This window comes from Methylobacterium sp. DB0501 (assembly GCF_011043735.1).
GTDB classification, from domain to species: domain Bacteria; phylum Pseudomonadota; class Alphaproteobacteria; order Rhizobiales; family Beijerinckiaceae; genus Methylobacterium; species Methylobacterium alsaeris.
Genome location: NZ_JAAKGV010000017.1, coordinates 81,034 through 93,236, shown reverse-complemented (window position 1 = coordinate 93,236; position 12,203 = coordinate 81,034). Strand labels below are relative to the sequence as shown.

Here is a 12,203-nt window from a genome sequence, read left to right as displayed (position 1 = left end):
TCCGCCGGGTGTTGATGGGCCATGACGCGCGCGCCCCTCCACCGCCTGCTCGCCGGCCTGATCCCGGTCGGCCTCGGCCTCCTCGGTCCGGCGCGCGCTCAGGATGCCGCTCCGCGGGCGCAAGACGCTGCCCCGCGCGCGGTGATCGAGTTGTTCACCAGCCAGGGCTGCTCCGCCTGCCCGCCGGCGGACCGGCTGGTGACCGAGCTCGCGCGCGATCCCGGGGTGATCGCCCTGACCCTCCCGGTGACCTACTGGGACTATCTCGGCTGGAAGGACACGCTGGCCAGCACCTCGTTCACCGCCCGCCAGCGCGCCTATGCGAGCATGCGCGGCGACCGGCAGGTCTTCACCCCGCAGGCGGTGGTGAACGGTGCCGCGACGGTGGTCGGCTCCGACCGGGCGGCCCTGGAACGCAGCATCCGCGACCCCGGCACCGCCGCGAGCCTGCCGGTGGCGATCCGCAGCGAGGCCGCCCCCGACCGCATCGTGATCGATGTCGGCCCCGCGCCCGAAATGGGGCGCAGCGCGGAGCTGTGGCTGCTGCCGGTCGCCCGCACCCGCGAGGTCGCGATCGCGCGGGGCGAGAACCGGGGCCGCACCGTGACCTACCGCAACGTGGTGCGCGGCATGCACCATGTCGGCAGCTGGCGCGGCGCGCCGGCCCATTACGAAGTGCCCCGCACGGTGCTCGCCTCCGCCGACGCCGATTCCTACGTCGTGGTGCTCCAAGCGGAGAATAACGGGCCGGGGCGGATCCTGGGGGCCGCCAAGGGGCCGGGGCTGTGAGGATCAAATCTCCTAGCCCACACTGAAATCCCGCCATTACCGAACAAATTAAGCGACAGTGGAGGGAGATCCGGGAGACGGCGGAAGAATTTTCGCGAAACGGCCCTACCTCTGCAAAGGTGCGGGCATGAAGTCGTCTCGCGAATTTTCACTCTGGATCCTGGATTTTCTTCCGTTGATGCTTCTTTCGTTCGGGAAAGAGGGCGGTGCTGGCCGGCGAGGAATCGATAGCCTGTCCAGTGCCGCGTGATCGTGTACGGTGGCAGCCCTGCGACCGGGCGCCCGCCGCGCCGGATCGCGACGAGCGGCGCCGGACGAATGCGTCGCCAGGAGGAGACGCCCGTGACCGGTCCGACCAACATCCCCACCTATGGCCTGCCCGACCGCAACCGCCGGGTGCTGCTCGCCCGCCGGCCCGCCGGCATTCCGCAACCGGAGGATTTCGGCCTCGACGCCGTCCCGGTGCCGCAGCCCGGCCCGGACGAGATCCTGGTGCGCAACCTCTACCTCTCGGTCGATCCGGCCCAGCGCGGCTGGGCCAGCGCCGAGGCCAACTACTCTCAGCCGGTGCCCCTCGGCAGCCCGATGCGGGCGCTGGCGGTCGGGATCGTGGTGCGCTCGAACAGCCCGGAGGTGGCCGAGGGCGAGTTCCTGTACGGCTGGTTCGGCTGGCAGGATTACGCGGCCGTTCCGGTCTCGGCGATCTTCCGCCGCTGCCGCGAAGCGGTCCCTCTATCCGCCCATGCCGGGCTGCTCGGCCTCAACGGGCTCACCGCCCATCTCGGGCTGACCGAGCTCGGCCGGCCGCGTCCCGGCGACACGGTGCTGGTCTCGACCGCCGCCGGCGCGGTCGGCAGCCTCGTCGGGCAGATCGCCCGCAACCTCGGCTGCCGCCCCCTCGGCCTCACCGGGGACGACGCCAAGGTCGCCCGCTGCCGCGAGGCCTACGGCTACGCCGCCGCCTGGAACTACCGCAAGGAGGACTGGGCCGCGTCCCTCGCCCGGGAGGCGCCGGAGGGGGTGCACGTCTATTTCGACAATGTCGGCGGGCCGATCCTCGATGCCGCCCTGCGCCGGATGGCGGTCGGCGGACGGATCGTCCAGTGCGGCACCGCCTCGGTAGCGAGCTGGACCGAGGTGCCGACGGGGCCCCGCGTCGAGCGCGAGATCCTGACCCGGCGCCTCGTCTGGAGCGGCTTCGTGGTGCTCGACCACAAGGCCCGGTTCGAGGAGGCGGTGGCGCAGCTGGCGGAGTGGTACCGGCAAGGCCGCATGACCCTCGACGAGGACGTCTCCGAGGGCATCGAGGGCGCCCCCGGCGCGATCGCCTCGCTCTACCGCGGCGAGAACCGCGGCAAGCGCCTCATTTACGTGGGGTAGCGCTCTGTGGGGGAATGGGTCAGTCGACCCACTCGCCCCGGCGCATCAGCGCCTCGGACCGGCCTTCCGCCGTCACCCCGTCGACATCGACCTCGGCCGAGCCGATCATCCAGTCGATGTGGATCAGGCTGCGGTTGGCGCCGCGGGCAGCCAGGTCCAGCTCGCTCATCCCGGCCCCGCCGTCCCGGAAGCACTTGCTGTAGGCCTGGCCGAGCGCGATGTGGCTCGCGGCGTTCTCGTCGTAGAGGGTGTTGCAGAACAGCAGCCCCGAGGCCGAGATCGGCGAGGAGGCCGGCACCAGGGCGACCTCGCCGAGGCGACGCGCGCCCTCGTCGGTGTCGATCACCTTCGCCAGCACGTCGCCGCCGGTCCGGGCCTTCGCCTCGACGATGCGGCCCTCCTCGAAGCGCACCGCGATCCCGTCGATCAGGGTGCCCTGGTAGGAGAGGGGCTTCGTCGCGCTGACATGGCCCTGCACCCGCATCCTGTGCGGCGTGGTGAAGACCTCCTCGGTCGGGATGTTGGCGTTGCAGACGATCCCGTTCTTCGCCGTGGTGGCGCCGCCGCACCATTCGTGGTCGTCGGCAAGCCCGACCGTCAGGTCGGTGCCGGGCCCGCGGAAATGCAGGGCGGCGTAGCGGCGGGCGTTGAGGAAGGCGGTGCGGTCGCTCAGGCGCCGGTTATGCGCCTCCCAGGCGCCGACCGGGTCCGGCCCGTCGACCCGCGAGGCGGCAAAGATCGCGTCCCACAGCCGGGCGACCGCCTCGGTCTCGGACAGGTCCGGGAACACCGTGCGGGCCCAGGCCGGATTGGCCGCCGAGACGATGGTCCAGTTGGTGGCGAAGTTGGCGATCTGCTCCAGGGCCGGCATGTAGGCCTTCGACCGGGAGCGGTTGGCGCGCGCCACCTTGTCCGGGTCCTGGCCGGCGAGCAGCGAAGGATCGTCGCCCGAGACGGCGAGTCGCGCGGCACCGCCGCGATAGGCCTGCGCCATGCCCTCGTAGAGCCAGCCGGCGGCGTGGTCGAAGGCGTCGTCGTGGCCGTGCTCGAAGCGCGCCAGCGTCGCCCGGTCGTCGGTGAGCAGGGTCGTCACCACCGAGGCGCCGGCCTCGTAGGCCTGGACAGTGATGCGGCGGGCGAGCGGCACTGCGTCGAGGGGCGCCGTCATCACCAGCTCCTGCCCGGGCCGGAGCCCGAGCCCGACCCTCACGGCGACCTCGGCGAGCCGGTCGAGGCGGGCGTCGAAGTCGGGGGTGTTCGTCATGGGTGCGGTTACCTTGGGTTCGGATGGGATCGGCGCGGCGTGGCCGAACGCGGTTCGACGACGGACGTATCGCGGCGCGCCGGCCGGCATTTTCCATCCTGCCCGCGACCTCACACCTCGGGATGGGGCCGCGGATCGGAAGATCGGATCATGCGATCGGACAGTGGGCTCTTACCCCACCCGCGTCCAGGCGATGCCGCCCAGATCCTCCCGGAAGGCGAAGCGGGCGAGGTGCTCGGCCACCACGCCCTGCATCCGGGTGAGGCTCTCCAGGTCCGCCGCCTCGACCCGCAGGGTCAGGCCCTCCGGGTCGGCCTCGGCGATGAAGCGGCGCTCCTCCCCGAACGGCACCACGCCGCGCTCCGGCGTGAAGGTCGTGTCGGGGAACTTGTGGCTCCAGTGCTTGCACAGCTGGGTGAGGTAGCGGCTGCCGTTCGCCGTATCGACGCGGGCTTGCGCCGCCAGGGTCACGGGGTCGCTCATGCGGCGGCCTCCGCACCCTGCAGCGCCGACCAGATCGCCTGCGGCGTCGCCGGCATGTTGATGTGGCGGATGCCGCGGGGGCGCAGCGCATCGACGAGGGCGTTCATCACGGAGGGCAGCGAGCCGGCGCAGCCGGCCTCGCCGCAGCCCTTCACCCCGAGGGGGTTGGTGGTGGCGGGCACGGCATGGCTCTCGAAGCCCATGAACGGCGCGTCGGAGGCCCGCGGCAGGCAGTAATCCATGAACGAGCCGGTCACGAGCTGGCCCTGCTCGTCATAGGCCGTGCGCTCCATGAGCGCCTGGCCGATGCCCTGGACCACGCCGCCATGGAGCTGGCCCTCGACCAGCATCGGGTTCACCAGCGTGCCGAAATCGTTGACCGTGGTGTAGCGCACCACCGTCGCGACGCCGGTCTCGGGGTCGACCTCGACCTCGGCGACGTGGCAACCGTTCGGGAAGGCCGAGGGCGATTCCTTGTGGGTGTGCGAGACGTCGAGGCTCCGCGGCGCCGACGGGTCGGGCAGGCCCGCCCGCACCTTGGCGGCGAGATCGAGGATGCCGATGCCCCGGTCGGTGCCCGCGATGGTGAAGCGACCGTCGCGGAACTCGATGTCGGCGGGGCCCGCCTCCAGCACCGAGGCCGCGGCCTCGCGGCCCTTGGCGATCACGAGGTCGCCCGCCTCGACGAGGGCGGTGCCGCTCGCCATCAGCGACTTCGAGCCGCCGGTGCCGCCGCCGGCGATGAGCTGGTCGCTGTCGCCCTGGAGCAGGCGCACCCGGTCGACCGGGATGCCGAGGCGGTCGTGCAGCACCTGGGCGAAGGGCGTCAGGTGGCCCTGGCCGTAATCGAGGGTGCCGGTGACGATCGTCACCGTGCCGTCGGCCTCGAAGCGCAGGCCGCCCATCTCGTTCGTCGGCGGCGCGGTGATCTCGAGATAGTCGCCGATGCCGATGCCGCGCAGGCGACCGTTCGCCTCGCTCTCGGCGCGGCGGGCCGCGAACCCGTCCCAGTCGGCGGCCTGGAGCGCGCGGTCGAGCACCGCCGGGAAGTCGCCGCTGTCGTAGGTGAGGCCCGACGGCGCCCTGTAGGGCATGTCGGCCGGACGGATGTGGTTGCGCCGGCGCAACTCTACCCGGTCGTGACCGGTCTCGGCGGCGGCCGTGTCGATCAGGCGCTCGATGAAGTAGTTGCCCTCCGGCCGGCCGGCGCCGCGATAGGCGCCGATCGGCGTGGTGTTGGTGTAGAGGCACTCCACCGCCACGTCGAAGACCGGGGTGCGGTACACGCCGACCATGTTGCGGGCGATGTTGACGGTCTGGAACAGCGGCGAGAGCGGGTTGAGGTACCCGCCCATATTGGCGCGGCCCTTGACCCGGAAGGCCAGGAAGTTGCCGTCCGCGTCGAGCGCGAGGTCCGCCGTCACCGCGACGTCGCGGCCGTGATGGTCGGACAGGAAGCTCTCGGAGCGCAGGTCGGTCCACTTCACCGGCCGGCCGAGGCGCTTGGCGGCCTCGAGGAGGGGCAGGTATTCGGGGTAGACCGGCGCCTTCATGCCGAACGAGCCGCCGACATTGCCGGTGACCACCCGCACCTTGTCGCGGGGCAGCTTGAGCACGCCCTCGGCGAGGCTGTTGCGCAGGCCGAACACGCCCTGCGAGCCGACATGCAGGGTGAAGCGACCGCTCTCCGGCTCGTAGACGCCGATCGCGGAGCGCGGCTCCATCGGGTTGATGACGAGGCGGTTGTTGAGGAGGTCGAGGGAGGCGACATGCGCCGCACGCGCGAAGGCCGCCTCCGTCGCGGCCTGGTCGCCGGTGCGGAAGTCGAGGGCGAGGTTGCCCGGCGCGTCGTCGTGGAGGAGCGGGGCGCCCTCCGCGGCGGCCTCGTCGGGAGTCGTGACGACGGGCAGGTCCTCGATGTCGAGCACCACGGCCTCCGCGGCGTCGCGGGCCTCGGCCAGGGTCTCGGCCACCACCAGCGCCACCGGCTCGCCGACGTAGCGCACCCGGTCGGTGCTGAGCGAGGCCTGGGGCGGCTTGCGCATCGGCGTGCCGTCCTGGTTCTTGAACGGCAGGGCGTTGCCGATCGCGCCGTAGCCGTCGAGGTCGGCGGCGGTGACGACGGCCAGCACGCCCGGCATGGCGAGCGCCGCCTCCGCATCGATGCCCCGCAGGTGGCCGTGGGCGATCGGGCTGCGCACGAACACCCCGTAGGCCTGGCCGTCGAGGGCGAGGTCGTCGGTATATCGGCCCTCGCCCCGCACCAGAACCGGGTCCTCGGCCCGCTTCACGGACTGGCCGATGCCGAATTTCTGCGGAGCCGCGAAGTCGCGGGCGTCGGGACGGGCGTTCATGCCGGGGCTCTCCGGGAGTCTTGTCAGCGTGAGCTAGCAACTCGGGCGGCCTATGCAAGACACGGGCAGGCAGGCCACCCCGGCGCGCAGGGCACGGCTCCTCGTCATGACGCAACGACATGGCCCGGAGGCGGTTGCCGGCCCTTGCGGAGTGGCGGCCCGGCACGGCACTCCTGGGTGGCCGGCGTCCGCACGACGCCCCACCGACTGGGCGGCCCGATGACCCTCTCGATCGACCTTCCCCTCATCCTCACGGCGGCCTTCGTCTCCACGGCCAGCCCCGGCCCGGCGACGCTGGCGATCGCCGACACGGCGATGCAGTCCGGGCGCCGCGCCGGCCTGATGCTGGCGCTCGGCGTCACGACCGGCTCGCTGACCTGGTCGATCGCCGCGGCGCTCGGTCTCGCGGCGGTGATGGCGTCGAGCGCCTGGGCGCTCGAGCTTCTGCGCTACGCCGGCGCCGCCTACCTGATGTTCCTGGCGGTCAAGTCGGCCCGCGGCGCGATCCGGGGATCGCCGGCCGCGGCGCGCAGCGGGGCCGCAACCGCGTCGCGCGCCGACGAAGGGAGGGGCCATGCCGGACGAGCCTATGCCAAGGGGCTCGCCCTGCACCTGACAAACCCGAAGGCGATCCTGTTCTTCGGCTCGCTCTACACGCTGGGGATCTCGGCCCGGACGACCGCGGCGGAGCTGGCCCTGGTGATCGTGGCGGTCGGCCTGCAGAGCACGCTGATCTTCACCGGTTACGCCTGGCTGTTCTCGAAGACCCGCATGGCCGCCGGGTATCTTCGCCTGCGGCGCTGGTTCGACGGTGCCTTCGCGGCGCTCTTCGCCGGGGCGAGCCTGAAGCTCCTCACCGCGCGGCTGACGCCGTGACGGAGGAGGCCGCCCTCGCGGCGCTGGCGCCGCTGTTCGAGGAGGTGTTCGGCGAGCCGGTCCCGCTCACGCCGGACCTCACCGCCGAGGATGTCGAGGGCTGGGACTCGACCCGGATGATCGAGCTCATCATCGCGGTCGAGGCGCGGTTTCGCCTCAAGCTCACCACCCGGGAGGTCGACGGCCTCGCCACGGTCGGCGATTTCGCCGCCCTGGTCGCCCGCAAGGCGACGCGGTGACGGCGGACCGCCACTGGCTGCCGGCCCCACCGGCGGATTTTTCCGCCCGTCTCGCGGCGATCGAGGCGCTGCCGGAGGCGCAGGCCTGGGACGCGCTCACGGCGCTCAGTCGAACCCGCCTCGACCCGGCGCGGACCAGCCGGCTCGACCGGGTGCTCCAGCGCCGATTCCGGGACCGCGAGGCGCACAATCTCGCGCTGCTCGGCTCCTCGACCCTGTCGCACCTCGCCGCCGGGATCCGGGTCGGGGCCTTGCGCCGCGATGTCCGGCTCACGGTGTTCGAGGGTCCTTACGGCCGGTACCGCGAGGCGATCGACGGCGAGGCCCTGCGCGCCGTCCGGCCCGACACCCTGCTCCTCGCCCTCGACGCCGCCGACCTCCTCGGGCCGAACGACCCCGCCGGGCCGGAGGCGGGAGACATCGGCGAGGCCCTCGACCGCCTGAAGCAGGTCTGGGCCGGGGCGCGGGCCCTCCATCGCTGCGCACTCATCCAGCAGACGCTGCTGCCGACGGCACTTCCGTTGTTGGGCGGCAACGAGCACCGGATGCCGGGTTCGCTCGCCGCCCGCACGACCCGATTCAACGCCGCCCTCCGGGATGCGGCGGCGGCGGAAGGCGTCGATCTCCTGGCCCTCGACGATGCGGTGTCGCGCCACGGGCTCGAGGCCTGGCACGATCCGGCCCTGTGGCTGCGGGCCCGCCAGGCGGTGACGCCGGCCGCTGGCCCGCTCTACGGCGACCTCGTCGCCCGGCTCGTCGGCGCCCGGCTCGGCCGCTCGGCCAAGGCCCTGGTGCTCGACCTCGACGACACGTTGTGGGGCGGGACGATCGGCGAGGACGGGCTGTCCGGCATCGTCGTGGGGCAGGGCAGCGCCCTCGGGGAATCCTTCCTCGCGCTTCAGGCTTACGCCCGCGATCTCTCCCGCCGCGGCATCGTGCTCGCGATCTGCTCGAAGAACGATCCCGAGACCGCTCGGCTGCCCTTCGCCGAGCATCCCGACATGCTGCTGCGCCTGCCCGATTTCGGCGCCTTCGCGGCGAACTGGGACGACAAGGCGACGAACCTCCGGCGCATCGCGCAGGAACTCGGGCTCGGCCTCGACGCCCTGGTCTTCGTCGACGACAACCCGTTCGAGCGCGCCCTGGTGCGCGAGAACCTGCCGATGGTGGCGGTGCCGGAGGTGCCCGAGGAACCGGCCCTGGTCGCCCGCTGCCTGTCCGATGCCGGCTACTTCGAGGCCGCGACCCTCACGGACGAGGATCGATTCCGGGCGCAGGCCTATGCGCGCCGGATCGGGACGGGCGGCCTCGCCGCGACCGGCCCTGCCGGCGCCGATCTCGCGAGGACCCTGGCGGGACTCGGCATGCGGCTCTCCTGGCGGTCCTTCGACGCGGTCGGGCTGCCGCGCATCGTCCAGCTCGTCAACAAGACCAACCAGTTCAACCTGACGACGCGGCGCCTGCGCGAGGCCGAGGCGGCGGCGCTGATCGACGATCCGGACACCCTGACCCTGCAGCTGCGCCTGACCGACCGCCTCGGCGACAACGGCGTCATCGCGGTCGTGATCGGGCGGCTGGCGGAGCGGGACCTCGACGTCGAGCTTGCCATCGAAACCTGGTTGATGAGCTGCCGGGTGCTCGGGCGGCGGGTCGAGGAGGGGACCCTCGCGGTCCTGGCGGCGCAGGCCGCGCGCCGCGGCGCCCGCCGGCTCGTCGGGCTCTACCGCCCGAGCGGGCGCAACGGGATGGTGGCGGACCTCTACCCGCGCCTCGGCTTCACCACCGACGGGGAGGGCGAGGGGGAGGAACGGTGGGTGCTCGATCTCGCTGCATACACGCCGCCGGGAGACCTGCCGATGGTCGTGGAGGCAGGCTGAAGGCATTCCCACTTGGGTCTCGATCTATTTTCAAGACTACGAAACCGAACGAGAATAAAAACTGGTATCAACTACAAGTATTATCGAAAATACTTTGTCACTTTCACGCTGCTCCATGCAGCTACGCCGCGCGACAATTCCCTCCCGGATCCCAGATGCTCTGCCGCCGCGCTCCATTCGTCCGGGAAAGGGTGGAGCGCCCGATCTGAAACCTCACCCCACCCCCGGCAAGCACCCCTCCGTCACCCGCCAATTCCGCGTCTCGACCGCTGTCCCTGCCGGTCCCGCCAGCATCAGCGCGACCTCCGCCCCGCTCTGGCGCTTGCGCGTCCGGGCCGCGGTGTAGACGGTCTGCCAGGTGCCCCGGCGGGCGGGATCCGCCTCGCGGCGGGCATGGGGGGCGGCCTCGACGAAGGTGAGGGCGGCGCGGGTGCCGCGAAAATCCTCGGGCAGGCGGATCTCCGCCGCGACGGTGTGGAGGCGGTTCGGCCGCAGGCCGGAGACCGGGCGGGCGCCGGTGAGCGCCCCCGGCTCGGGCGCGGCGGCGGGGAGCGTGTGGCGGACGGTGTCGGGGGCCGCGAAAAGCGGCGGACCGGCCGGCGCCAGGGGCGGGGGCGCGACCAGGCTGTGGCGCAGCGCATAGGCCCGGCCGCAAACCGCGAGCCAACCTTCGAGGTCGGCATCGGTCGCCGCCGCGTAGGGGGCGAAATGCGGCAGGGCGCCCTGCATCAGGCCCTCGCCGCGCCACACCACGTGGTTGGCTACTTGGCCGGTCACCGAACTTGCCGCACCGGCATCCGCCGCGCAGACCCGCAGCAGCGTCACCGGGCCGATCGCCCGCAACGCCGCGAGGAGCCGCCGCACCGCCGCCTCGGTCTCGCCCGGCGGTCCCTTGCGGACCAGGATCTTCTCGCCCGCGGCGAGATCGGCCAGCAGCCGTTCCTTGAGATAGGCGACCCGGCGGATCTCGCGGTCGACGATATCGGCCGGCTTCACGCGGGGCGCCGTGTCGCCGGTATGGTAGGCGAAAGCATAACGGCGGCTGTGGCAGAACAGGTAGTCGCCGGCACCGACCCGGACCTCGATGTCGCCCGGCGCACCGTAATGCGCGAACCGCGTCTCGACCGCGTGGGTGAGGTCGGCGATCGGCGCCGAGGACAGGCGGAACAGCCCGAGGGGATCGATGCCCGCATAGCGCTGGGCGATGCCGAACTCGCAATTGTCGCCGAGGCTCTCGAAGGCGCCCAGCAGCGACGCGGCGGTGAGCCCGGCCGGCGCGGCCGGGGCCCGGCCGAACAGGGACATCATGCGGCGGTGCCGGACCGTGCGGCCGTCACGGAGCCCGACGCCTTCGCCGGGAACGCCTCGGGCCCGTCCTCCCCGGCGAGCACCTTGCCGGGATTGAGAATCCCCAGCGGATCGAGGGCGCCCTTGAGGCGCCGCATCAGGTCGAGGGCGACCGGGTCCTTGTAGCGGGGCAGCTCGTCGCGCTTGATCAGCCCGACGCCGTGCTCGGCGGCGATCGAGCCGTCCATGGCGTGGACGATGTCGTGGACGATGCGGTTGAAGCGCGGCCACTCGGCGAGGAAGGCCGCCTTCTCGGCCCCGACCGGCTGGGTCAGGTTGAAGTGGATGTTGCCGTCTCCGAAATGCCCGAAGGCGCAGACCCGCACCCCCGGCAGGGCCGCCTCGCAGGCCGCCCCCGCCCGCTCCAGGAACTCCGCCACCCGGGAGACCGGCACCGAGACGTCGTGCTTGATCGAGCCGCCCTCGTGCCCCTGCATCTCCGACAGGCTCTCGCGCAGGCGCCACAGGGCGGCGGCCTGCGCCTCGCTCTGGGCCAGCACCGCATCCTCGGCGAGGCCGGCTTCGATCAGGTCGCTTGAGCGTCCCTCCAGTTCCGCGTGCGCGTCCGGGCCGGGCGAGGAGAGTTCGACGAGCGCGTAGGAATGATGATCGCCGGCGAGCGGCCGGACGGCGCCGGGCAGGTGGCGCAACACCACCTCCAGGGGGAAGCGCGGCACGTATTCGAAGGCGGTGAGCCGGGGGCCGAGCCGGTCGCGCAACGACCCGAAGGCGTCGAGCGCGGCGCGCGCGGACGCCAGGCCCAGGAAGGCGGTCGCCTTCGAGACGGGACGCGGGTGCAGCCGCAGCACGGCCGCCGTGATGATGCCGAGAGTGCCTTCCGAGCCGACGAAGAGGTTCTTCAGGTCGTAGCCGGAATTGTCCTTGCGCAAGCTCCGCAGGCCGTTCCAGACCTGCCCGTCCGCCAGCACCACCTCCAGGCCCAGCGTCAGCTCGCGGGCGTTGCCGTAGGCGAGCACCGCGGTGCCGCCGGCATTGGTGGCGAGGTTGCCGCCGATCCGGCACGAGCCCTCGGAGGCGAGCGAGAGCGGAAACAGCATGCCGGCCGCCGCCGCCGCCGCCTGGACGTTCGCCAGCACGCAGCCGGCCTCGACCGTGATGGTGGCGTCGAGCGGATCGACCGCCCGCACCCGGTCGAGGCGGGCGAGCGAGATCACCACGCCGCCGAACGGCACGCCGCCGCCGACGAGCCCGGTATTGCCGCCATGGGCCACCACCGGCACCCGCGCCTCGGCGCAGGCCGCGACCGCGAAGGCGACCTCCGCGGTGTCGCGCGGGCGCAGCACCGCGAGCGCCCGGCCCCGGTAGAGGCCGCGGGTCTCGGCGAGGTGGGGGGCGATGTCGGCCTCGGCGGTGAGGACCTGCGCCGGCCCGAGGCGGGCCGCGATCGTGTCGAGGAGGCTGTGGGTCACGGGGGGAGCGCCGGGGCGAATCGTTTGCGGGGGAGGGGGTTGCGGCGGGGCGGGATGGCGCCCCGTGGAACCGCCCTCTAGATAACGGTCGGCCCGCCCTTTTTCCAAGATGCGCGGCCCTTCGTGAACCATCGCCCGAGACAGCAGGCCCGAGACCGCAGCTC

The 12,203-nt window shown here is 72.4% G+C and carries 10 protein-coding genes; 5 read left to right on the top strand and 5 right to left on the bottom strand.

From position 1 onward, the window contains the following. Window positions 1-21 precede the first annotated feature (21 nt). Both G4G93_RS23325 and G4G93_RS23320 read left to right on the top strand, forming a co-directional pair. Window positions 22-789 (top strand): thioredoxin family protein, encoded by a 768-nt coding sequence (locus G4G93_RS23325; RefSeq protein WP_165087655.1) that lies wholly within the window; start codon window positions 22-24, stop codon window positions 787-789. A 342-nt stretch (window positions 790-1,131) separates the two neighbouring features. After that, a complete protein-coding gene (locus G4G93_RS23320) occupies window positions 1,132-2,169 on the top strand; it encodes an NADP-dependent oxidoreductase (protein WP_206289969.1) in 1,038 nt (345 codons plus the stop codon). A gap of 19 nt (window positions 2,170-2,188) precedes the next feature. Here the strand turns inward: G4G93_RS23320 and G4G93_RS23315 are convergent, their stop codons facing one another. From G4G93_RS23315 to G4G93_RS23305, 3 genes are all read right to left on the bottom strand, one after another. Next, window positions 2,189-3,433, bottom strand: coding sequence for an aminopeptidase (locus tag G4G93_RS23315; RefSeq protein WP_165087652.1), 1,245 nt, complete (start codon window positions 3,431-3,433; stop codon window positions 2,189-2,191). A gap of 171 nt (window positions 3,434-3,604) precedes the next feature. After that, window positions 3,605-3,916, bottom strand: coding sequence for a DUF2218 domain-containing protein (locus G4G93_RS23310; protein WP_165087650.1), 312 nt, complete (start codon window positions 3,914-3,916; stop codon window positions 3,605-3,607). Further along, window positions 3,913-6,270 carry a xanthine dehydrogenase family protein molybdopterin-binding subunit gene (locus G4G93_RS23305; protein ID WP_165087647.1) on the bottom strand — a complete coding sequence of 786 codons (2,358 nt, stop codon included), beginning with the start codon at window positions 6,268-6,270 and terminating at the stop codon, window positions 3,913-3,915. Before G4G93_RS23305 ends, G4G93_RS23310 begins: the two co-directional genes overlap by 4 nt. 219 nt (window positions 6,271-6,489) lie before the next feature. Between G4G93_RS23305 and G4G93_RS23300 the strand changes: the two genes are divergently transcribed. The 3 genes from G4G93_RS23300 to G4G93_RS23290 are packed head-to-tail and all read left to right on the top strand — an operon-like array spanning window position 6,490 to window position 9,262. Beyond that, window positions 6,490-7,146 (top strand): LysE family translocator, encoded by a 657-nt coding sequence (locus tag G4G93_RS23300; RefSeq protein WP_165087644.1) that lies wholly within the window; start codon window positions 6,490-6,492, stop codon window positions 7,144-7,146. Next, entirely contained in the window at window positions 7,143-7,385 is a 243-nt protein-coding gene (locus tag G4G93_RS23295; protein WP_165087642.1) for an acyl carrier protein, read from the top strand. Before G4G93_RS23300 ends, G4G93_RS23295 begins: the two co-directional genes overlap by 4 nt. Further along, window positions 7,382-9,262, top strand: coding sequence for an HAD-IIIC family phosphatase (locus G4G93_RS23290; protein ID WP_165087640.1), 1,881 nt, complete (start codon window positions 7,382-7,384; stop codon window positions 9,260-9,262). Before G4G93_RS23295 ends, G4G93_RS23290 begins: the two co-directional genes overlap by 4 nt. A 213-nt stretch (window positions 9,263-9,475) precedes the next feature. Here the strand turns inward: G4G93_RS23290 and G4G93_RS23285 are convergent, their stop codons facing one another. Both G4G93_RS23285 and G4G93_RS23280 read right to left on the bottom strand, forming a co-directional pair. Further along, on the bottom strand, window positions 9,476-10,570 hold the full coding sequence (locus tag G4G93_RS23285; RefSeq protein WP_165087637.1) for a hypothetical protein: 1,095 nt from the start codon (window positions 10,568-10,570) through the stop codon (window positions 9,476-9,478). Then, a complete protein-coding gene (locus tag G4G93_RS23280; protein WP_312892230.1) occupies window positions 10,567-12,039 on the bottom strand; it encodes an FAD-binding oxidoreductase in 1,473 nt (490 codons plus the stop codon). The genes G4G93_RS23285 and G4G93_RS23280 overlap by 4 nt, the downstream gene beginning before the upstream one ends. Window positions 12,040-12,203: the final 164 nt, after the last annotated feature.

Coding starts and splice junctions, on each gene's coding strand:
- G4G93_RS23305 (WP_165087647.1), bottom strand. CDS start 6,270: ATGAACGCCCGTCCCGACGCCCGCGACTTCGCGGCTCCGCAGAAATTC.
- G4G93_RS23285 (WP_165087637.1), bottom strand. CDS start 10,570: ATGATGTCCCTGTTCGGCCGGGCCCCGGCCGCGCCGGCCGGGCTCACC.
- G4G93_RS23300 (WP_165087644.1), top strand. CDS start 6,490: ATGACCCTCTCGATCGACCTTCCCCTCATCCTCACGGCGGCCTTCGTC.
- G4G93_RS23325 (WP_165087655.1), top strand. CDS start 22: ATGACGCGCGCGCCCCTCCACCGCCTGCTCGCCGGCCTGATCCCGGTC.
- G4G93_RS23315 (WP_165087652.1), bottom strand. CDS start 3,433: ATGACGAACACCCCCGACTTCGACGCCCGCCTCGACCGGCTCGCCGAG.
- G4G93_RS23310 (WP_165087650.1), bottom strand. CDS start 3,916: ATGAGCGACCCCGTGACCCTGGCGGCGCAAGCCCGCGTCGATACGGCG.